This window comes from Enterobacter sp. RHBSTW-00318, from assembly GCF_014101375.1.
GTDB classification, from domain to species: domain Bacteria; phylum Pseudomonadota; class Gammaproteobacteria; order Enterobacterales; family Enterobacteriaceae; genus Enterobacter; species Enterobacter ludwigii.
The window spans coordinates 2501184-2521728 of the sequence record NZ_JABXQH010000001.1 but is presented as its reverse complement, the minus strand read 5'-3'; the positions used below and the strand labels follow the sequence as shown (position 1 = coordinate 2521728).

The window sequence follows — 20545 nt, the reverse complement described above, 5'->3', positions numbered from 1 at the left end:
TTTTTATTCCCTCTCCCGGGGGGAGAGGGGAGATCGCGTTACGATGGCATTGCGATGGACTGCTTCTCTTCGAGCAGTTTTTCCACCACGCCAGGATCGGCAAGCGTTGAGGTATCACCGAGGTTGCTGGTGTCACCGGCTGCGATTTTGCGCAATATGCGGCGCATAATTTTGCCTGAGCGGGTTTTCGGCAGAGAGTCGGTCCAGTGCAGTACGTCCGGCGTGGCAAGCGGGCCAATCTCTTTACGTACCCAGTTGCGCACCTCGGCATACAGCTCTGGTGACGGCTCTTCGCCATGATTCAGCGTGACGTAGGCGTAAATCGCCTGGCCTTTAATGTTGTGTGGGATCCCAACGACGGCGGCTTCGGCGATCTTCGGATGAGATACCAGCGCGGATTCAATCTCCGCGGTACCCAGACGGTGGCCGGAGACGTTCAGCACGTCGTCCACGCGCCCGGTTATCCAGTAATAACCGTCCTCGTCACGCCGGGCGCCGTCACCGCTAAAGTACATATTTTTAAAGGTCGAGAAGTAGGTCTGCTCAAAGCGCTCGTGGTCGCCGAACAGGGTACGCGCCTGGCCCGGCCAGGAATCGGTGATCACCAGATTGCCTTCGGTGGCCCCGTCCAGCGGATTACCTTCGTTATCCACCAGCGCAGGTTGTACGCCGAAGAAAGGTTGAGTTGCTGAACCGGCTTTTAACTGCGTCGCACCCGGCATAGGGGTGATCATAAAGCCACCGGTTTCGGTCTGCCACCAGGTGTCCATCACCGGACATTTTTCGTTGCCGATTTTCTTCCAGTACCACTCCCAGGCTTCCGGGTTGATGGGCTCGCCAACGGAACCGAGGATGCGCAGCGAAGAGCGGTCAGTGCCTTCAATGGCCTTATCGCCTTCCGCCATTAATGCGCGGATCGCCGTTGGGGCGGTATAGAGAATATTGACCTTGTGTTTGTCGACCACCTGACACATGCGTGCCGGCGTTGGCCAGTTCGGTACGCCTTCAAACATCAGCGTAGTGGCACCACAGGCCAGCGGGCCGTAAAGCAGGTAGCTGTGACCGGTGACCCAGCCCACGTCGGCAGTACACCAGTAAATGTCGCCCGGATGGTAGTCGAATACGTACTTGAAGGTGGTAGCGGCATAGACCAGATAGCCGCCGGTGGTGTGCAGCACGCCTTTCGGTTTGCCGGTTGAGCCGGAGGTGTAAAGAATAAACAGCGGATCTTCCGCGTTCATCTCTTCCGGCTGATGCTGGTCGCTGGCTTTTTCAATCAGATCGCTCCACCACAGGTCGCGTCCTTCGTTCCAGTCAATCTTGCCGCCGGTACGCTTGAGGACGATGACGTTGCTGACGGTTTTCACGTTCGGATTTTTCAGCGCTTCATCGACGTTTTTCTTCAGGGGAATGCCACGGCCAGCGCGCACGCCTTCATCGGCCGTGATCACCAGTTTCGAGCTGGAATCGACAATACGTCCGGCTACCGCTTCCGGTGAGAAGCCGCCAAAAATCACCGAGTGAATCGCACCGATGCGCGCGCAGGCCAGCATGGCTACCGCCGCTTCAGGCACCATTGGCATATAGATAGCCACCACGTCGCCTTTTTTAATGCCCCTTTCCAGCAGAACGTTGGCAAAGCGGCACACGTCGCGGTGCAGTTCTTTATAAGTAATGTGTTTGCTTTGAGAGGCGTCGTCGCCCTCCCAGATAATGGCCGTTTCATTACCGCGTTCGGCAAGGTGGCGGTCAAGACAGTTTGCTGCCAGGTTCAGCGTGCCGTCTTCGTACCATTTTATGGAGACGTTGCCGGGCGCAAAGGAGGTGTTCTTCACCTTCTGATAAGGTTTAATCCAGTCAAGAATATGGCCCTGCTCACCCCAGAAGACGTCCGGGCTGGAGACGGATTGCTGATACTTCTCGTGGTACTGCTCCGGGTTTATCAGGCAACGGTCCGCAATGTTTGCGGGAATGTCGTGTTTATGTACTTGGCTCATGGCTTTTTTTCTCCTTGTAAGATGTTAATAATATGTCGCAAAAACGTTAATAGTAGGGGCTTTACAAGCTTTGTTTATTATTTGGGCTACAGATCACGCATTGTTTGAAGAGTATGAAAAATGAGCGAATGAAACTTTGAAGGAAAATAATTCACCGTGCCGATTATTCACAAATTCCATTAAAAAAGCCTTTTTATAACAAAAAGTTATTGATGGGAATTGTGACAAACTCACGTCATGACTGCTTTTTGCAGCGAAATGTGCCGTTCTTTAAGGCTTGCGCAACATGCCGCGCAAATGATACTCATACGCCGCGTTAAAAAATCCCATAAACCAACGCAACACAATTCATACCCTTTCAGTATGTATCCATATTCATGCAGTTTATGTGAATAGGGCGCTTCATTGAGGAAGTCAGTTTCTATGAAAAACGTTAAAGTCAGCCTGGCCTGGCAAATCTTGCTAGCCCTTGTGCTGGGTATCCTGCTGGGTAGCTACCTGCATTATCACAGCGACAGCCGCGAGTGGCTGATTGCGAACCTGCTCTCCCCGGCAGGGGATATCTTTATTCATCTGATCAAGATGATTGTCGTACCGATTGTTATCTCAACGCTGGTCGTCGGCATTGCCGGTGTGGGGGATGCAAAACAGTTAGGCCGTATCGGCGCGAAGACAATTCTTTATTTCGAAGTGATCACGACGATTGCCATCATTCTGGGCATCACACTGGCGAACGTGTTCCAGCCAGGATCCGGGATCGATATGTCGCAGCTGGCGACGGTGGATATTTCGAAATATCAAAGCACTACCGCTGAAGTACAGAGCCACGCGCATGGCCTGATGGGAACCATCCTTTCGCTGGTGCCGACCAATATTGTGGCTTCCATGGCGAAGGGCGAGATGCTGCCGATCATCTTCTTCTCGGTGTTGTTTGGTCTGGGCCTCTCCTCCCTGCCTGCCACGCACCGTGAACCGCTGGTCACCGTGTTCCGCTCAATTTCTGAAACCATGTTCAAAGTGACTCACATGGTGATGCGCTACGCGCCGGTTGGGGTGTTTGCGCTTATCGCGGTAACCGTGGCGAACTTCGGTTTCGCCTCCCTGTGGCCGCTGGCGAAGCTAGTGATTCTGGTTCACTTCGCCATCCTGTTCTTCGCGCTGGTGGTACTGGGAATTGTGGCGCGCCTGTGTGGGCTGAGCATCTGGATCCTGATCCGTATTCTCAAAGATGAGTTGATTCTCGCGTACTCCACGGCAAGCTCTGAAAGCGTACTGCCGCGTATTATCGAGAAGATGGAGGCCTACGGCGCGCCGGCATCGATTACCAGCTTTGTGGTGCCAACCGGCTACTCCTTTAACCTGGACGGCTCCACGCTGTACCAGAGTATTGCGGCTATCTTTATTGCTCAGCTGTACGGCATTGACCTGTCTCTGTGGCAGGAGATTGTGCTGGTGCTGACCCTGATGGTGACCTCAAAAGGCATCGCAGGCGTACCTGGCGTCTCCTTTGTCGTCCTGCTGGCGACCCTGGGCAGCGTAGGGATCCCGCTGGAAGGTCTGGCGTTTATCGCCGGTGTCGACCGTATCCTCGACATGGCGCGTACGGCGTTGAATGTGGTGGGTAACGCCCTGGCGGTGCTGGTTATCGCTAAGTGGGAGCACAAATTCGACCGTAAAAAAGCGCTGGCGTATGAACGCGAAGTGCTGGGTCGTTTTGATAAGACCGCAGACCAGTAAAATAAAAAGGCCGGGGTTAACCCGGCCTTTACGCATTCCCTCTCTGTCCAAAAGAGAGGGCCGTGTAAGAGACTTTACTCCCCACTCAACGCGTCAAATTCTTCACATCCCGTATCAAACCCTTCGGTACAGCTCAGGTTCAGCCAGTAGAGCGCTTTCTGCTTATTCGGCGTTATAAAGCCTTTCTCGCCCTGCTGGAACAGCATTCCGGCCCAGTACTCCGCGTAACCCGTACGCGAAAGGGAGGAGCTGCGTTTGAACCACGACGCGGCTTTGACGTCGTCCTGCGCCACCTCAACGCCGTTGGCATAAATCATCCCCAGCAGCATTTGCGCATCCACCGCGGAGTCGTTGTCGATATCTTCGGTTGCCGTCTGCAGCAGTGCGATGGCCTGTGGGTAGTCAGTTTTCCCTGCCTGGGTGTTGACCAGCACGCGTGCCAGCATAATTGCGCCACGTTTACTGCCGGCGATAGTGGCTTGCTGCGCCAGCGCTTTGGCCTGCGCGTAATCGCCCTGTGTAAACTGGATTTGCGATAACAACGCCATAGCGTCGACATCGCCCCCTTTTGCTGCTTTCTCTGCCCACTGCGCGGCCTGCTTGCTGTCGCCGGAACTGAAGTAGGTATCGGCAAGGTAATACTGGGCGCGGGCGTCACCCGCTTCCGCCTGTTGCTTGTACTGGCTGCCAATCTCATCCGCGTGGACGAGTGACGTAAAAAATAACAACATCAGAAAAATTGATTTCATGGATTCTTATCATCTGGGTACACGCCGCGCAGTATAATCGTCGTCGCAGAAGAAAAAAACGGGCGCGGTAAAGGTGAATGAACATTTCCCGGTGCCCGCCGCGTTTCGTCTCACAATAATGCTTGTGAAAGAGGGCATTAGACGCTCGTGGGGGAGATTCTCTCACTGAATTAAAATACAAAGCCGGGTATTTATTTCGGTGCTAATGACATTATTGATGCGGGGCAGTGTGCACAATATATATTGATAATATAAATAGCTTATTAAGAAATAAAAAAGGGGTGAATAAGTCACCCCCTTTTATTCATCGATTAATTAACGGCATTAACCCAACGCGCTTTCGCGCAGTCTGGCTTTCAGCTTGCTATATTCGTCAATCACATACTGTTCCGCGGCGTGCTGGTCAGCAATCGGCTCCACGCGTACGGCGCAGTACTTATACTCCGGCGTTTTGGTTATCGGGCTTAAGTTCTCCGTCACCAGTTCGTTGCAGGCACCAATCCACCACTGGTAGGTCATATAGACCGCCCCTTTGTTAGGTCGGTCGCTGACCTGCGCACGGGTAATGATGCGTCCTTTACGCGAGTGCACCCAGATCAGGGCTTCATCTTCAATGCCCAGACGCTCTGCGTCAGCGGTGTTGATCTGCGCATAGCCCGGTTCATCCGCCAGTGCCGCCAGCGCAGCGCAGTTACCGGTCATTGAACGACAGGAGTAGTGGCCCACTTCACGCACGGTAGAGAGCACCATCGGATACTCATCGGTGAGTTTATCGATTGGCGCGACCCAGTCGCAGGTGAAGAACTGCGCCAGTCCGTTCGGGGTGTCGAACTTCTCTTTAAAGAGATACGACGTGCCCTGATCGGCCTCTGACTCATCGCGGCATGGCCACTGAATATACCCCAGCTCACCCATTTTCTCATAGGTGGCACCGGTGAAGTCCGGACACAGTTTGCGCAACTCGTCCCAGATTTCCTGAGTGTTGTTGTAATGCATCGGATAACCCATGCGGGTAGCGATTTCGCTGATGATCTGCCAGTCGGTTTTCAGATCCCACTTCGGCTCCACCGCTTTGAAGAAGCGCTGGAAGCCGCGGTCTGCCGCCGTGTAGACACCTTCATGCTCGCCCCATGACGTTGACGGTAAAATCACATCCGCCGCCGCCGCGGTTTTGGTCATAAAGATGTCCTGGACAATCACCAGTTCGAGATCCTCAAAGCCTTTACGCACCGCTGACAGCTCGGCGTCGGTCTGCAGCGGATCTTCACCCATAATGTAGGCGGCACGCACTTCACCGTGCGCCGCACGGTGCGGCAGCTCGCTGATGCGATACCCGGTATGTTCTGGCAGGCTCTCCACGCCCCAGGCCTTCGCGAATTTCTCACGATTTTCCGGGAACTTAACGTACTGATAGCCCGGATAGGTATCCGGCAGTGCGCCCATGTCACATGCACCCTGCACGTTGTTTTGACCACGTACCGGGTTCACGCCCACATGCGGTTTGCCCAGATTTCCGGTCAACATCGCAAGGCTTGTCAGGGAGCGTACGGTTTCCACGCCCTGATAGAACTGGGTTACGCCCATGCCCCACAAAATGGCCGCGGTTTTCGCTCCGGCGTACATCCGCGCTGCCTGACGGATCTCTTGCGCGCTTACGCCGGTTATCGCTTCGACGGACTCCGGCGTGTAGCCTTCGACAATTTTCCGATACTCGTCAAACCCTTCCGTACGGGTCGCGACGAACGCCTGGTCGTAGAGATTCTCCTCAATAATGACGTGGCCCATCGCATTCAACAGCGCGATATTCGAGCCGTTTTTCAGGGCAATGTGCATATCCGCAATACGTGCCGTTTCAATTTTGCGCGGATCGCAGACGATGATTTTCGCCCCATTCTGTTTGGCGCGAATCACGTGGTTCGCGACGATAGGGTGAGAATCCGCCGGGTTATAGCCAAAAATAAACACGAGATCGGTGTTATCTATCTCGTTGATCGCATTACTCATAGCGCCGTTACCGACCGACTGGTGCAGACCTGCAACCGATGGGCCGTGTCAGACGCGAGCGCAGCAGTCGACGTTATTGGTACCAATAACGGCGCGCGCGAATTTTTGCATTACATAGTTGGTTTCATTACCGGTACCGCGTGATGAGCCGGTAGTCTGGATCGCATCCGGGCCATACTTGGCTTTGATGGCGCTCAGGCGCGTGGCGACATAATCCAGCGCCTCGCTCCAGGAGACGGCTTCCAGCTTGCCACCGCGCTCGCGGCGGATCATAGGGGTTTTCAGGCGTGGGGTAAGGATTTGGGTATCGTTAATAAAATCCCAGCCGTAGTAGCCTTTCAGGCACAGCGTGCCCTGGTTGGTTTTCCCCTGGGCGGCCTCCGCCCGGACGATTTTGCCGTTATCGACCACCAGGTTGATCTTGCAACCCGAGGCACAATAAGGGCAAACCGTGACGACTTTTTTCATCAGTCTGCTCCAGTTAATCAATGCTTACGCCCCACTATGCAGCTTCTATGCCATGTTTTTATTGTGGGTATCAGCAGACTTTACGGCCAACAGAGGGGCAAAACCCTGACGAAAAACAGCCAATCGTCAAAATTGACGTGTCGAATGGGCAGTGGATGTGACATGGGTTGTAATTCCGTCATGTAAAAGTCAAATTGGCTGGAGCCGACGGCAGAATAGTTCAGACTTAACATAATCCCCTGATGGAAGCATGCGATGAAACCGGCGATTCTGGTGGTTGATGACGATACCGCAGTCTGCGAGCTGCTGCAGGATGTGCTGAGTGAGCACGTCTTTAGCGTGCTCGTCTGCCATAACGGCCAGGACGCGCTGAGTCTGGTTCAGCATGAGCCACACATCGCCCTTGTCCTGCTGGATATGATGCTGCCGGATATCAACGGCCTGCAGGTATTACTGCACCTGCAAAAGCAACGTCCGGAGCTGCCGGTGGTGATGCTGACCGGGCTGGGCAGTGAGTCAGACGTGGTGGTGGGGCTGGAGATGGGGGCCGACGATTATATTGGCAAACCGTTTAACCCGCGCGTGGTGGTTGCCCGGGTTAAAGCCGTGCTTCGCCGGACCGGGGCGCTGGCCGCAGATACCCCGGTGCCACGCGTGGCGGGCGTGACGTTCAATGGCTGGACGCTGGATACCTCCCGCTGTGAACTCAGCGATCCGCAACGTAACCCCGTACCGTTGACCCAGGGAGAATATGGTCTGCTGCTGGCGCTCACCCAGAACGCCCGGCGGGTGCTCAGCCGGGAACAACTGCTCGAGCTGACGCACAGCGAAAGTGCCGAGGTGTTCGACCGCACAATCGATGTGTTGATCATGCGCCTGCGCCGTAAAATAGAAGCCAACCCGCATCAGCCCGCACTCATTAAAACCGTCCGGGGGCTGGGCTACGTCTTTGCTGCCGATGTGTCTCACAGCGAGAAAGCGGCTTAAATATTCTCTTTAATAAACAGCTGCAACTCGGCCAGCGTTTTTGCCCCATCAATGGCGTTCGCAGCCAGCAGGCTTGCCCGCGCGCAGGCATGGGCCAGATAAATACTCTCGACCAGCGGCAACGCTTCATGGCAGCCGTATAAGAAGCCTGCGCAGAAGGCATCACCCGCCCCGACGCTGCCGATAATCTCTTCCCGCTCCAGCAACCAGGAGGGGATCCAGCGCCCTTCATCGTCCGGTGTTAACCCCCACGCCCCTTCCGGACAGTGGATCACCACCCGCTGACGCACGCCAGCCGCCAGAAGCTGTGAGGCGGCTTCCGCGATATGGGCAATGTGCGGAGCATCGTTCTCGTCGCGCATCTCCAGCCCGCTAAACTCGCCGGCTTCCAGTTCGTTGATGACCAGATAATCAAGATGGCGCAGGGCAGGGAGAACCAGCGGCTGATAGCGCGGGTCACCCTTTCGTGAGACCAGATCGAGCGAGGTTTCATACCCCTGATCGCGCATTTGGGCCAGCAGCCGTGCGCTGCGGGTGCCGTACTCGTCATCGGGCATATCCAGGCTGTCGAGCAGTAACAGGTAGCCGAGATGGAAAATCTTCATCGCGCCGTCGAGGCGGTCGAAGGCGGGCAGATCCAGAAGACGGTTGGCGCCCGGGGAGTGGAAAAAAGTGCGCTGCCCGCTGGGGTCGGTCATAACCTGCGACATAGAGGTTGGCGCAAAGGTCGTGCGCTGCACCCGCTGGCGGTTGACGTGATACTGATCGAGCATCGCCAGGATGTAATCGCCGTCGCTATCTTCGCCAATCAGGCCGACGGCCTGCAGCGGCAGGCCAACGTGCATTTTGGCCAGCGTCAGCAGGACGTTCAGCGGCGCACCGCCGGTTGAACGTTCGCTGTGGGTAATTTCCGCCAGCCAGCCGCGCTCCGGCCATTGCACAATCTGGTGGACGTGATCCACCAGCATATTGCCGGCGGCGATAATCCCTTTACGTTCCATTATGCCTGCCCCGCGCTGCCAAAGATGCGCATTTGCGCGGCGACCGTATCGGTAATCGCCTCTTCTATACCCAGCAACAGTTCTGCAAATTCATCGTACAGAGGCTGACGTTTTGCCATCCGTTGCTCAACGGCGGAAAGCGCGGCCTGTGACATGCCGGTATAAAAGTTGATTTTATGGATCCCCAGTTCGATGGCGCGACGAAAATCGGCATCGCTGATGCCGGAGCCGCCGTGTAAGACCAACGGCAGGCCGGTCTGCTGGCGAATGGCGTCCAGACGAGGGAAATCGAGTTTTGGCTCGCCTTTGTATTTACCGTGCGCGTTGCCAATGGCGACCGCCAGTGCATCAATGCCGGTGGCATCGACAAACTCGCGCGCCCGCAGCGGGTCCGTAAACAACGCTTCATCCGCATGGCCATACAACGCGCCACCTTCGTCACCGCCTACCGCACCCAGCTCCGCTTCTACCGATACGCCAACCGCGTGGCACATCTTCACCACCTCCCGCGTCTGGCGAATGTTTTCTTCGTAGCTCAGGGTGGAGCCATCAAACATCACGGAGCTGAAGCCTACGCGCAGCGCACGTACCACCGCCTCGAAATGCAGGCCGTGATCGAGGTTGAGCACCACCGGAATATCATGACGGGCGGCTTCAAACCTGACCGCTTCGACCAGCGACTCCAGGGAGACATACTTAAAGTGGACTTCCGCAATATTAATGATAAACGGCGAGCGTTCCTGTTTCGCGGCAGCAAACAGCGCGCGCAAAAAATGGGAGTCGAGAACGTTAAACGCGCCGAGCGCGTAGCGGTGTTTCCTGGCGTGCTCAAGACCGTCGGCAAGAGAAATCAATGGCATCATTTACTCCTTATTTCCGAAACAGGTTGTACTCGTTGCACAACACCAGCACCGCCGGTTCGTCTTCTTCGATATTGTTATAGCGGGCAATGGGCTGTAAAAAATGGTTATCGTGTTCATCGTCATTCACCGATGACACTTCCCCCACCAGTACGTCGCCAAAACCGCGTTCGCCCCAGAAACTGTGGTACAGGCCGGGGGGGAGGCAGATGCTGTCCCCGGGTTGCAGGCGTAACTGACTGCCGGGCGCGTGGGTCTGCAGACAGCCGTCGAGGGTAACGGTCACGTCGGTATTTTCAGGTTCTTGATGTGCGCCGGCATTCCATAACTCGACGATCAGGTTTCCGCCGCCACGGTTGATGATGTCTTCCCGTTTACGCCAGTGAAAATGCATGGGCGTTACCTGACCATCCCGGACGTGCATGATTTTTTCGGCATAGCACTTTTCATAGGGCACGCCGTTCGGTGAGCCATTGCGCAGGGTAAAGAGCGTTAGCCCCTGTGCGGCAAAATGGTCGCCGCCGAATGCTGTTACGTCCCAGCCAAGCCTGAGATCAAACACTTCCTGCCAGGCGGCCGGGTCAAGCTGCTGCCATTTCGTCGGCGGAAAACTGGCAAAGGGAGGGAGATGCACATCGTGCATGGAGAAGAATTGCCGCGTGTGGCCAAGGATTTCATTGATTTCGGAGCGTTTCATGGGGCCCCCTGGACGCTATGTCAGGCCTCACCCCAACTCTCCCGCGAAGAGAAGATCAGGGTGAGGGCATCAAACCGCACTACATCACTTCACTGTCCACCCCTTATAGGATCCGACGTTCTTTTTATCGATCATCGTCACCGGGATCAGCACAGGCTCTTTAGGCGCAGGTTTGCCCTGCAGAATGTCATAGCCGATCTCAACCGCTTTTGCCGCCATTACCTGCGGATCCTGAGCCGGCGTCGCGACAAACAGGGAGTTCTCACGCTTAAGCGCTTCCTCGCCGTCCGGGCTACCGTCTACGCCAACGATAAAGAATTCATTGCGTTGGGCCTGTTTTGCCGCCAGATCGGCACCGATCGCCGTCGGATCGTTAATCGCGAACACGCCGTCGATCTTCGGATTGGCCGCCAGCAGTGAGGTCATCACTTCCAGACCGCCTTCACGGCTACCTTTGGCGTTCTGGTTATCAGAGAGTACCTTGATATCCGGATGTTTTTTGAACTCGGTCTGGCAGCCTTCGACGCGGTTTTGCACCGCGGACACTGGCGGCCCGTTGATGATGACCACGTTGCCTTTGCCTTTCAGGCGATCAGTAATGTATTTACAAGCCATTTCCCCCGCCTGGGTGTTATCGGAGGTGATGGTGGCATCCGCCCCTTCCGCCGCGACGTCAACCGCGACAACCACGATCCCGGCCTCTTTCGCGCGTTTAACCGCCGGGCCGATCCCTTTGGAATCCGCAGCGTTAAGGATGATCATGTCCACTTTGGCCGCAATAAAGTTGTCGATCTGCGCTACCTGCTGGCCGAGATCGTAACCGCTGGAGACCAGCGTCACTTTGACGTTATCCCCCGCCAGTTTGCGCGCTTCCAGCTCGGCACCTTTGGTGATCTGCACGAAGAATGGGTTGGCCAGGTCGCCCACCGTCACGCCGATGGACTTCAGATCTTTCGCCTGCGCAAACGGCGTTGCGGCAAGCAGCGCGCCAGCACAGAGCGCGGTCACTAACGGTTTCAAACGCATCTTCTCTTCCTCGCTTGTAGGGTATTGTTGTTATGCACTTTGATGGTGTCGGGTACGGTATTTGTCGATCAGCACCGCTATGATGATCACCGCCCCTTTGATCACCAGTTGCCAGAAGTAGGAGACGCCCATCAGCGTCATGCCGTTGTTAAGCGTGGCGATGATCAGCGCCCCCACCAGCGTGCCGGTGATCGTGCCGATCCCGCCAACAAAGCTGGTACCGCCGAGGATCACCGCCGCAATCGCATCCAGCTCGTAGCCCATGCCCAGGTTGCCGTTGGCGCTGTAGAGACGCGAGGCACTCATCACGCCGCCCAGGCCTGAGAGCAGCCCGCTCATGCCGTACACAAACAACAGCACCAGCCAGACCTTAATGCCTGTCAGACGCGCCGCCTGCATGTTGCCGCCAACCGCATAAATGTGAACGCCAAGCGTGGTGCGACGCAGAATAAACCAGCACAGCACAATGACCGCCAGCGCGATCACCACCAGCCACGGAATGGGTCCAAGGTAGTTATTGCCGATCCACTCAAAGTTAATGTTGGAGTTAATGACGGTCGTACCGTCCGCCAGCAGATAAGCCGCACCGCGCAGTGCCGTATAGGTACCGAGCGTCACGATAAACGGCGGCAGCCCGGCAAAAGCGACCAGCGCGCCGTTGAACAAACCCAGCACCAGGCCGAGCATGAGCGCTGCCGGAATAGAAAGCATGGCGAACTCAGGTATTAACGACACCACCATCGCCGCCACGGCCGTGGTGCCCAGAATGGAGCCGACGGAGAGGTCGATCCCGCCGGTCAGAATGATGAAGGTCATCCCTGCGGCCAGTACGATGTTGATCGACGCCTGGCGGGTGATATTGAGCAGATTACTTTCGGTAAAGAAGTTAGGCGCGATAAAACCAAATACCGCCACAATCAGGATCAAGATGGGCAAAATGCCGACCGTCTGCATCAGATCGCTCATCAGCATTTTTTTGGCAGAGGCGGACTTCGCCACCTGCTGCGGATGGGTTGAATTTGTCATAGTTGCACCGCCTGATGATGAGAGTCGTTCACGCCGGTCGCCAGCGTCATGATGTTTTCCTGAGAAATTTCTGCTCCGTGAAGTTCACCTGCAATGCTGCCTTCACGCATGACATAGACGCGGTCGCTCATGCCGACGATTTCCGGCAGCTCGCTGGAGATCATCAGGATCGCCACGCCCTTGCGCGCCATCTGGTTCATGATGCGGTAGATTTCACTTTTCGCCCCGACGTCGACGCCGCGCGTCGGTTCATCCAGAATCAGAATGCGTGGGCCGATGGCCACCCAGCGGGAGATAAGCAGCTTTTGCTGGTTGCCCCCGGACAGGCCGCCCGCGCGGACCTGTGAATGCGGCACGCGGATGTTAAGCAGGGCGATCGCATCGTCAGAAATGGTCTGCGCTTTTTTGCGGTTCAGCATGCCGAAGGTGGCGTCGCGCTCCAGCGTCGCCATGGTGATGTTCTCCTGTGCGGCCAGCTCGAGGAACAGCCCTTGTTCTTTGCGGTTCTCGGTGAGAAAACCGATCCCGTTGTCGATGGCGGCACGCGGGGAGTGGATCACCACCGGTTCGCCGTCGACCTCAATCATGCCGCCCGTGGCTTTGCGCGCGCCGAAGATCAGCTGCGCCAGTTCAGAACGTCCGGCGCCCACCAGACCTGCCAGGCCGACAATTTCTCCGGAACGCACCTGCAGACTGCAGGGGAGCACTTTCTTGCCGTCGGTAAGGTGATGCACGTTAAGACGTGGGCTGCCGAGCGGGATATCGCGCTCTTTGTTAAACAGATCGCTTAGCGGACGGCCGACCATCATCTTCACCAGCTCAGAGGCGTTCAGTTTGTCGCGCGTCAGGCTACCGACGTACTGCCCGTCACGCAGAACGCTGACGCGATCGGAGAGTTCATACACTTCCGCCATGCGGTGGCTGATATAGATAATCGCCATTCCTTCCTCTCGCAGACGCAGTATCAGCTCGAACAGGCGATGGGTTTCACGTGAGGAGAGGGCGGCGGTGGGTTCATCCATCACCAGAATGCGGCTGTTACGGTGCAGCGCGCGGGCAATTTCAACCTGCTGCTGCTCGGCGATGGTCAGCCTCATTACCAGGTCGGTCGCCTTGAAGTGCGCGCCCAGACGGTCAATCACCGCCTGCGCCTGTGCGGCCATCTCTTTGCGCTGTACCAGCCCGGCGCGCGACAGCTCGCTGCCCAGGAAAATGTTTTCAGCGACGGTCAGATTGGGGGCAAGCTGCATCTCCTGATAAATGAGGGTGATACCCGCGGCCAGCGCATCCTTTGGCCCTTTGATGTGAAACGGCTGTCCGTCAATCAGGATCTCGCCGCTGGTGGCGGTATAGGCCCCCGCGAGGATCTTCATCAGGGTACTCTTTCCTGCGCCGTTTTCCCCCATCAGCGCGTGGATCTCACCGGGGTACACCGTCAAATCCACACCCTTGAGCGCGTGGAAATGGCCAAACGTTTTGGCAATGTTGCGCATCTCCAGTACCGGGGTTCTGCTCATGGCGGATCTCCTTGAATGTCGATATCCGCACTTCATCACAGGTTGGTAAATGCAAAATGTCAGAAGCCGTTCATATTTGTCATAGTTATGAATAGTTAACTTACATCACAATTCCCCGCTTTTTCCCTCTCAGCAGGAGAGGGCCAGGGTGAGGGCATCACATTGCACCGGAGCTTACCGTATGCCATCACACCGTCCGCCCTTCTTTGCCAGCGCCTGTGGTCGCCTGCTGATTTTTAATCTGCTGGTGGTGGCGGTGACGCTGATGGTCAGCGGCGTGGCGGTGCTCGGCTTTCGTCATGCCAGCCAGATCCAGGAACAGGTGCAGCAGCAGACGCTGGATGACATGACCGGCAGCATGAACCTCGCCCGCGATACCGCCAATGTGGCAACGGCGGCGGTGCGGCTCTCGCAAGTTGTAGGCGCGCTGGAATACAAGGGCGAAGCCGAGCGCCTGAAGCAGACGCAGATGGCGCTGCGTCACTCGCTGGAACAGCTTGCCGATGCGCCACTGGCGCAACAGGAGCCCGCGCTGGTGGCGCGAATTATTCAGAGAAGTAATGAGTTACAGCAGAGCGTGACGGGCATGCTGGAGCGCGGGCAGCGGCGTCATCTGGAGCGTAATGCGCTTCTCAGCGCGCTCTATCAAAGCCAGAGCTATTTGCGCCATCTGCAGGACATCAACCGCCGTTACGCCAGCAACGTCCCGGATGCGCAACAGCTTATGGAAATGGACAGGCTAATCATCGCCGCTATTGAAACGCCCTCGCCGCGCGCCACGGTTCAGCAGCTGGATGCCGTGACGGCAACGCTGCCCCAGAGCGTGACGCAGCCCGTGGTGAACGCTATCCTACCCGATTTTAATGCCGAGCTTCACAAGCTTGTTCCGCTCTCGACGCAGCTGGAGGAGAGCGATCTGGCGATCAGCTGGTATATGTTCCACATCAAGGCTCTGGTGGCGATATTAAACAGCGACATCAATCAGTACGTTGAACAGGTGGCGCAGGCCTCCCGGCTGCGCACTGCCCAGAGTCACCAGGAGCTGCGCTCCATCAGCGTATTTATCAGCGTGTTCGCCGTGCTGGCGCTGATCATCACCGGGTGCGCCTGTTGGTATATCTACCGTAATCTGGCCTCCAACCTGACGGCCATCTCCCGGGCGATGTCGCGCCTTGCCCACGGCGAACAGGATGTTTCCGTCCCCGGACTGCAGCGCCGTGATGAGCTGGGTGAGCTGGCGCGAGCGTTTAACGTTTTTGCCCGCAACACCGCCTCGCTTGTCCACACCACCCGCCTGCTGAAAGAAAAAACCACGCAGATGGAGATCGACCGCATCGAGCGTCAGGGGCTGGAAGAGGCGTTGGTGCACAGCCAGAAGATGAAGGCCGTCGGGCAGCTGACGGGCGGTCTGGCGCATGACTTTAACAACCTGCTGGCGGTGATCATTGGCAGTCTGGAACTCACCGATCCCGACTCACAGGACGCCCCGCGTATCACCCGGGCACTCAAGGCCGCCGAGCGTGGTGCGGTGCTGACCCAGCGCCTGCTGGCGTTTTCCCGCAAGCAATCCCTGACCCCGCACGCGGTAGAGATGAAACCGCTGCTCGAGAACCTGCGGGAGTTGATGTACCACTCGCTGCCGGCCACCCTGACGCTGGAAATTGAAGCGCAATCACCGGCGTGGCCGGCGTGGATAGACGTCAGCCAGCTGGAAAACGCCATTATTAACCTGGTGATGAACGCCCGCGATGCGATGGAGGGACAGACAGGGGTTATTAAGATCCGCACGTGGAATCAGCGCGTGACCCGCAGTGACGGACGCAGGCAGGATATGGTGGCGCTGGAGGTTATTGACCGGGGAAGTGGAATGTCGCAGGAGGTCAAATCCCGGGTCTTCGAACCGTTCTTCACGACCAAGCAAACCGGGAGCGGTAGCGGATTAGGCCTGTCGATGGTCTACGGTTTTGTACGCCAGTCCGGTGGGCGCGTGGAGATTGAAAGCGCGCCGGGGCAGGGGACCACCGTGCGGCTGCATCTGCCACGCTCGACGCTGCCTGTTAGTTCTGCTGATCAGACCCAGGCCGCCGCGGCTGCCGTTGAAAATGAACGCCTGGTACTGGTGCTGGAAGATGAAGCCGATGTCCGCCAGACCCTGTGCGAGCAGCTGCATCAGCTGGGCTATCTGACGCTTGAAGCGGACAACGGCGAACAGGCCCTGAAGATGCTGGACGCGTCACCGGATATTGGCATGTTTATTAGCGATTTAATGCTGCCCGGCAACCTCAGCGGCGCCGAGGTGATCAACCATGTGCGCAGTCATTATCCGCAGCTTCCGGTGTTGCTGATCAGCGGCCAGGATCTGCGTCCGACGCATAACCCGCAACTGCCGGACGTGGCGTTACTGCGTAAGCCTTTTACCCGTGTACAGCTGGCGCAGGCGTTGCGCAAGGTGATGGTAATTTGAGATTCCTCCGCTACCCCAGCCAGCTGTTGTTCATTACCGTAAGGCCAGTCCACCTGCGAGTCTGGTCTTATGAAACGTTACTCTACCGCTCTGTTATTTGGTCTGCTGTCACTTACCAGCCAACTGGCTCACGCCGATGTTATTGATGAGGCCATTGGCAATATTCAGCAGGCGATCAACGATGCCTATAACCCCAGCAGCAGTCGCAATAGCGATGATGACGACGATCGCTACGATCGCAGCCGCCAGACCGACAGCCGTCAGTATGACGATCGCCGCAGGCAACTGGAGGATCGCCGTCGCCGTCTGGATGAGCGTCAACGCCAGCTGGATGATGACAGACGTCAGTTAGAAGAAGATGAACGCCGGTTAGAAGACGATTACGATCGCTGATACGCGCGGTTTAGCATCCATACGCCTCGCCCTCTCATCCAGAGAGGGAGTGACCTAATCCAGCAACAACGTCATTCCGTCATATCCCGCCTCGAACCCGTCGGGTAGCGGGTTATCCATCATCCATACGTCGAACTGATGACTGATATGGGTCAGGATCACCTGCGGACAGCCGATGATCTCATTTAAGGCAATAACCGTATTCAGATCGCAATGGTTGCGCGGCGTTTCGTCACGCGGTTCGTGGCTGCAGTCGATGATCATCGCCTGCGGCCGGTTATTGAGCAGGAATTTTACCGTTTTATCGGGTAATCCGGCGGTGTCGGAGAGCCAGGCTACACGGCTGTGGGCGGACTCCAGCAGGTAGCCAAAGGTGATTTTCGAGTGATTCAGCGGCAGCGGCGTGACCCGCAGGCCCTGCAGTTCAAACACCACAAACGGCTCTACCGTATGGCTGAAATCCAGAATCCCCGGGTGTTTAAACAGGTCGTCACACCCCGACTCGTCTGGCGGACCGTACACCGGAACAGGGGCACCGACGCCCCAGCGCAGGGGGAACAGCCCCTGGACGTGATCCATATGGTAGTGGGTCAGTAAAAACTGCTGAAAGCTGCCTGCCGGCCAGTCGTCCATCAGGTGCGGGATACCGGCGTCCAGCAGCGTTACCGCATCGTTGAATTTGACTACCGCGCTACAGGGGCGACGGCGATGGTTATCCTGCAGACGCGCCCGGCGACACGCCGCGCAGTCGCAGCCAAACACCGGCACCAGCTGAGCGCTACCGGTTCCCGTTAACGTAATCGTCAGACTCATCGTGCACCTCTACAACAGTTTGGTGAAACGAAAATGGCTCTGCGTATACCCTTCACGAGCATAAAAACGGTGAGCGTCCAGGCGCTTCACGCTGGTGGATAGCTCTGTCAGTTCAGCGCCCGCCTGCCGCGCCACGTTCTCCGCCCAGGCCAACAGCTGGCTGCCCACCCTGAGACCGCGCGCCTGCGGCATGACCACCAGCTCCTGGATCTCGCCAATCCATCTGGCGTGGTGCAGGTGAAACTGCATATGCAGGCCAATCATGCCCACCACCTGGCCGTTTAATTCAGCCAGCTGGTAACGCATATTGTGGTCCTGCAGATTGGCAAGATACCCGGCGTGGAACGCCTGATGATCAAACTCACTCTGCTTGAGTTCGCAAATCAGCGCGTAAACAATCTGCGCATCGTCGGCAGTGGCGGGGCGAAGCTGGCAGTCAGGCATGCTGTTTCTCCTTCTGACGGATAAGCGTTAAAAAGTTATCGACTGACTGTAGCAAACTTCCGTCGTTATTGAGGATATGACAGTTCGATGGGGTATAGCGCGCCGCACGTTCAAGCCGCTGCTCGATCTCTTTGGCGTTTTCACGACCCCGGCTCTGCAACCGGCTGCGCAGCACATCAGGCGAGACCTGCAGACAGACCGGCAACAGCGCTGCTTCATAGCGAGCGCGCGCTTGTTGAAGGTGCGCGCGTGAGCCGTTGACCAGCACGTCGAACCCGGCGTGCAGCCACAGGTCTGTCTCGATGCCTATCCCGTAGTAATAACCGTTGGCGTGCCAGCTGAGCGCCAGCAGATTTTGCCCGGCGCGCGTGAAAAATTCCGGCACGCTCAGGGCGATATGGTTCTCACTCCCGGCATTCGCCGCACGGGTGATATAGCGGTGCGCAACCAGAAGCTGGGGATGTTCCCGCTGCCGTAACGCGGACAGCAGGCTGTCCTTACCAGAGCCTGACGGCCCCATTAGCCAGATTAGTCTTCCCATCAGAACACCCGTTTCCCCTGACGCCAGACGTGGTCGATATGGATGTGCTCGCCCTTACGGTGAACCAGCACCAGATCCGCCCGTTTACCTTCAGCTATCTCTCCACGATCGTGAAGATTAAGTGCCGTTGCCGGGTTTTTCGTTACCAGACGAATCGCCTGCGGCAGCGTAAAGCGATTGTTTTCGTCAGCCGCGACCCGGAAGGCGGCGTCCAGCAGGCTGGCGGGGTAGTAGTCGGACGAGAGGATATCCAGCAGACCTAGCGACGCGAGCGCGCTTGCCGCCACGTTGCCGGAGTGGGAGCCGCCGCGCACGATATTCGGCGCCCCCATCAGGACGTTCATGCCGTGGGTGCGTGAGGCTTCTGCTGCTTCAAACGTGGTGGGAAATTCAGCGATTACGCTGCCAAGCTGGTGCGATTCGCGCACATGTTCATGCGTCGCATCATCATGGCTGGCTAAGGCAATGTTGCGTTCCCGACACATGGCGGCAATGGAGAGCCGGTTTGGTTGAGACCACTGCGCCGCAAGCTGTCGCTGTTCCTCTTCATAACGCGCCATTTCCTCATTGGTCAGCGCGTATTTTCCCTGATAGTACTCGCGGTATTTCTCTATTCTGGCGAACTGACGCTGCCCCGGCGAGTGGTCCATCAACGAGACCAGTGAGACCGGCTCGCGGTCCACCAGCTTTTCAAACAGCGGCAGAGTGGTGTGATGCGGGAGTTCACACCGCAGGTGCAAACGATGCTCGGCGCGGTTAAGGCCGCGTTTTTGCGTCTCTTCCACGGCGTTGATCATCTTCTCGAGGTTTTCCAGACGGTCGCCGCCGTCGCGCACGTCGCCAATCGCTACGGCGTCCAGCACGGTGGTGATGCCGCTGGCGACCATCAGCGCGTCATGGCTGCTCATCGCGGAATGGGCTGGCCAGTCGACTTTCGGACGCGGGGTAAAGAATTTATCCAGATTATCGGTGTGCAGTTCGATAAGGCCCGGCAGCAGCCAGCCCCCTTCACCGTCCATCGCTTCCGGGGCGCGGCTCTGGGTTTCCGCAAAGGCGCGGATCTCTCCGGCCTGGATCTCAATCGAGCCATCAACGACTTCATTTTCCAGCACCAGCTTTACGTTATTCACGATCATGCGAGCGTCCCCATCGGGTGCAGCCTGTCTGCGACGCGGGAGCGAACGGTGTCGTCGTGGAAGATCCCCACGATCGCCGCGCCGCGTGCTTTGGCCTGTTCGATCAGTTCAACCACCGCCGCGCTGTTTTTGCTGTCGAGCGAGGCAGTGGGTTCATCAAGCAGTAAAATTGGGTAGTCGACGATAAACCCGCGGGCGATATTCACCCGCTGCTGCTCGCCACCGGAAAAGGTCGACGGGGCAAGGTGCCAGAGGTGTTCCGGCACGTTCAGGCGCGTGAGCAGGCCGGCGGCTTTCGCGGCGCAGGTTTCGCGCGGAACGCCCAGGTCCAGCAGCGGCTGCATGACCACGTCCAGGGCGGAGATCCGTGGGATCACCCGCAAAAACTGGCTGACCCAGCCGATCGTCGAGCGGCGCACGTCCAGCACCTTACGCGCCGGCGCCTGCACCAGATCGACCCATTCATTGCCATGACGAATATAGATGTGGCCTTCGTCCGGCAGATAGTTGGCGTACAGGGAGCGCAGCAGCGTCGATTTGCCGCTGCCGGAATGGCCGTGCAACACCACGCATTCACCCTTGCTAACCTCCAGAGAGGCGCTGTGCAGGACCGGCAGGCGCACGCCGTTTTGCTGGTGGAGCACAAAGGTCTTACTGACATTTTCTACGCGGATCATGGGGGCCT

18 protein-coding genes are annotated in these 20545 nt (G+C 57.2%); 4 read left to right on the top strand and 14 right to left on the bottom strand.

Going from position 1 to position 20545, the window contains the following annotated elements:
- Positions 1–38: 38 nt before the first annotated feature.
- Positions 39–1997, bottom strand: a complete 1959-nt coding sequence (gene acs, locus HV157_RS12580) for an acetate--CoA ligase (protein ID WP_020882831.1) — start codon at positions 1995–1997, stop codon at positions 39–41.
- A gap of 423 nt (positions 1998–2420) precedes the next feature.
- Between acs and gltP the strand changes: the two genes are divergently transcribed.
- Positions 2421–3734, top strand: a complete 1314-nt coding sequence (gene gltP, locus HV157_RS12575; RefSeq protein ID WP_013095082.1) for a glutamate/aspartate:proton symporter GltP — start codon at positions 2421–2423, stop codon at positions 3732–3734.
- Between the two features lie 74 nt (positions 3735–3808).
- Here gltP and HV157_RS12570 read toward each other — a convergent pair whose 3' ends face one another.
- Complete coding sequence (locus tag HV157_RS12570) at positions 3809–4483, bottom strand: tetratricopeptide repeat protein (RefSeq protein WP_014168236.1); 675 nt, start codon at positions 4481–4483, stop codon at positions 3809–3811.
- A 324-nt stretch (positions 4484–4807) separates the two neighbouring features.
- On the bottom strand, positions 4808–6955 hold the full coding sequence (fdhF, locus tag HV157_RS12565; protein WP_078774721.1) for a formate dehydrogenase subunit alpha: 2148 nt from the start codon (positions 6953–6955) through the stop codon (positions 4808–4810).
- 255 nt (positions 6956–7210) lie between these two features.
- On the opposite strand from fdhF, the gene HV157_RS12560 reads away from it, so the two are divergent.
- Positions 7211–7942 (top strand): response regulator transcription factor, encoded by a 732-nt coding sequence (locus HV157_RS12560; RefSeq protein ID WP_014168239.1) that lies wholly within the window; start codon positions 7211–7213, stop codon positions 7940–7942.
- Here HV157_RS12560 and HV157_RS12555 read toward each other — a convergent pair.
- The 6 genes from HV157_RS12555 to HV157_RS12530 all read right to left on the bottom strand — a co-directional run bounded on the left by HV157_RS12555 (position 7939) and on the right by HV157_RS12530 (position 14069).
- Positions 7939–8946, bottom strand: coding sequence for a carbohydrate kinase family protein (locus HV157_RS12555; RefSeq protein ID WP_086462941.1), 1008 nt, complete (start codon positions 8944–8946; stop codon positions 7939–7941). The two genes, HV157_RS12560 and HV157_RS12555, sit on opposite strands and share 4 nt — an antisense overlap.
- The gene (locus HV157_RS12550; protein ID WP_025206378.1) at positions 8943–9803 is read right to left on the bottom strand and encodes a ketose 1,6-bisphosphate aldolase; all 861 of its coding nucleotides are present in this window, start codon (positions 9801–9803) and stop codon (positions 8943–8945) included. The genes HV157_RS12555 and HV157_RS12550 overlap by 4 nt, the downstream gene beginning before the upstream one ends.
- Before the next feature lie 10 nt (positions 9804–9813).
- On the bottom strand, positions 9814–10500 hold the full coding sequence (locus tag HV157_RS12545; RefSeq protein ID WP_182268126.1) for a D-lyxose/D-mannose family sugar isomerase: 687 nt from the start codon (positions 10498–10500) through the stop codon (positions 9814–9816).
- A gap of 84 nt (positions 10501–10584) precedes the next feature.
- The gene (locus tag HV157_RS12540; protein WP_014168243.1) at positions 10585–11526 is read right to left on the bottom strand and encodes an ABC transporter substrate-binding protein; all 942 of its coding nucleotides are present in this window, start codon (positions 11524–11526) and stop codon (positions 10585–10587) included.
- A 30-nt stretch (positions 11527–11556) separates the two neighbouring features.
- On the bottom strand, positions 11557–12552 hold the full coding sequence (locus HV157_RS12535) for a ribose ABC transporter permease (RefSeq protein ID WP_014168244.1): 996 nt from the start codon (positions 12550–12552) through the stop codon (positions 11557–11559).
- Positions 12549–14069: a sugar ABC transporter ATP-binding protein gene (locus HV157_RS12530; RefSeq protein ID WP_020882824.1), complete on the bottom strand. Its 1521-nt coding sequence runs from the start codon at positions 14067–14069 to the stop codon at positions 12549–12551. Before HV157_RS12530 ends, HV157_RS12535 begins: the two co-directional genes overlap by 4 nt.
- A gap of 181 nt (positions 14070–14250) precedes the next feature.
- On the opposite strand from HV157_RS12530, the gene HV157_RS12525 reads away from it, so the two are divergent.
- A complete protein-coding gene (locus tag HV157_RS12525; protein ID WP_182378512.1) occupies positions 14251–16533 on the top strand; it encodes an ATP-binding protein in 2283 nt (760 codons plus the stop codon).
- Positions 16534–16602: 69 nt separating this feature from the next.
- Entirely contained in the window at positions 16603–16926 is a 324-nt protein-coding gene (gene yjdP, locus HV157_RS12520) for a DDRRRQL repeat protein YjdP (protein ID WP_068795432.1), read from the top strand.
- Between the two features lie 54 nt (positions 16927–16980).
- On the opposite strand, the gene phnP is transcribed toward yjdP, so the two are convergent.
- From phnP to phnL, 5 genes are read right to left on the bottom strand one after another with little or no spacing between them, the layout of a single operon-like run.
- The gene (gene phnP / locus HV157_RS12515; protein ID WP_014168255.1) at positions 16981–17739 is read right to left on the bottom strand and encodes a phosphonate metabolism protein PhnP; all 759 of its coding nucleotides are present in this window, start codon (positions 17737–17739) and stop codon (positions 16981–16983) included.
- Between the two features lie 9 nt (positions 17740–17748).
- Entirely contained in the window at positions 17749–18183 is a 435-nt protein-coding gene (phnO, locus tag HV157_RS12510) for an aminoalkylphosphonate N-acetyltransferase (RefSeq protein WP_014168256.1), read from the bottom strand.
- Positions 18176–18727 (bottom strand): ribose 1,5-bisphosphokinase, encoded by a 552-nt coding sequence (gene phnN / locus HV157_RS12505; RefSeq protein WP_182268645.1) that lies wholly within the window; start codon positions 18725–18727, stop codon positions 18176–18178. Before phnN ends, phnO begins: the two co-directional genes overlap by 8 nt.
- Positions 18724–19860, bottom strand: a complete 1137-nt coding sequence (phnM, locus tag HV157_RS12500; RefSeq protein ID WP_113656998.1) for an alpha-D-ribose 1-methylphosphonate 5-triphosphate diphosphatase — start codon at positions 19858–19860, stop codon at positions 18724–18726. Before phnM ends, phnN begins: the two co-directional genes overlap by 4 nt.
- Positions 19857–20537 (bottom strand): phosphonate C-P lyase system protein PhnL, encoded by a 681-nt coding sequence (gene phnL, locus HV157_RS12495; protein WP_020882817.1) that lies wholly within the window; start codon positions 20535–20537, stop codon positions 19857–19859. The genes phnM and phnL overlap by 4 nt, the downstream gene beginning before the upstream one ends.
- Positions 20538–20545: the final 8 nt, after the last annotated feature.

Coding starts and splice junctions, on each gene's coding strand:
- acs (WP_020882831.1), bottom strand. CDS start 1,997: ATGAGCCAAGTACATAAACACGACATTCCCGCAAACATTGCGGACCGT.
- gltP (WP_013095082.1), top strand. CDS start 2,421: ATGAAAAACGTTAAAGTCAGCCTGGCCTGGCAAATCTTGCTAGCCCTT.
- HV157_RS12570 (WP_014168236.1), bottom strand. CDS start 4,483: ATGAAATCAATTTTTCTGATGTTGTTATTTTTTACGTCACTCGTCCAC.
- HV157_RS12560 (WP_014168239.1), top strand. CDS start 7,211: ATGAAACCGGCGATTCTGGTGGTTGATGACGATACCGCAGTCTGCGAG.
- HV157_RS12550 (WP_025206378.1), bottom strand. CDS start 9,803: ATGCCATTGATTTCTCTTGCCGACGGTCTTGAGCACGCCAGGAAACAC.
- HV157_RS12545 (WP_182268126.1), bottom strand. CDS start 10,500: ATGAAACGCTCCGAAATCAATGAAATCCTTGGCCACACGCGGCAATTC.
- HV157_RS12540 (WP_014168243.1), bottom strand. CDS start 11,526: ATGCGTTTGAAACCGTTAGTGACCGCGCTCTGTGCTGGCGCGCTGCTT.
- HV157_RS12535 (WP_014168244.1), bottom strand. CDS start 12,552: ATGACAAATTCAACCCATCCGCAGCAGGTGGCGAAGTCCGCCTCTGCC.
- HV157_RS12530 (WP_020882824.1), bottom strand. CDS start 14,069: ATGAGCAGAACCCCGGTACTGGAGATGCGCAACATTGCCAAAACGTTT.
- HV157_RS12525 (WP_182378512.1), top strand. CDS start 14,251: ATGCCATCACACCGTCCGCCCTTCTTTGCCAGCGCCTGTGGTCGCCTG.
- yjdP (WP_068795432.1), top strand. CDS start 16,603: ATGAAACGTTACTCTACCGCTCTGTTATTTGGTCTGCTGTCACTTACC.
- phnP (WP_014168255.1), bottom strand. CDS start 17,739: ATGAGTCTGACGATTACGTTAACGGGAACCGGTAGCGCTCAGCTGGTG.
- phnO (WP_014168256.1), bottom strand. CDS start 18,183: ATGCCTGACTGCCAGCTTCGCCCCGCCACTGCCGACGATGCGCAGATT.
- phnM (WP_113656998.1), bottom strand. CDS start 19,860: ATGATCGTGAATAACGTAAAGCTGGTGCTGGAAAATGAAGTCGTTGAT.
- phnL (WP_020882817.1), bottom strand. CDS start 20,537: ATGATCCGCGTAGAAAATGTCAGTAAGACCTTTGTGCTCCACCAGCAA.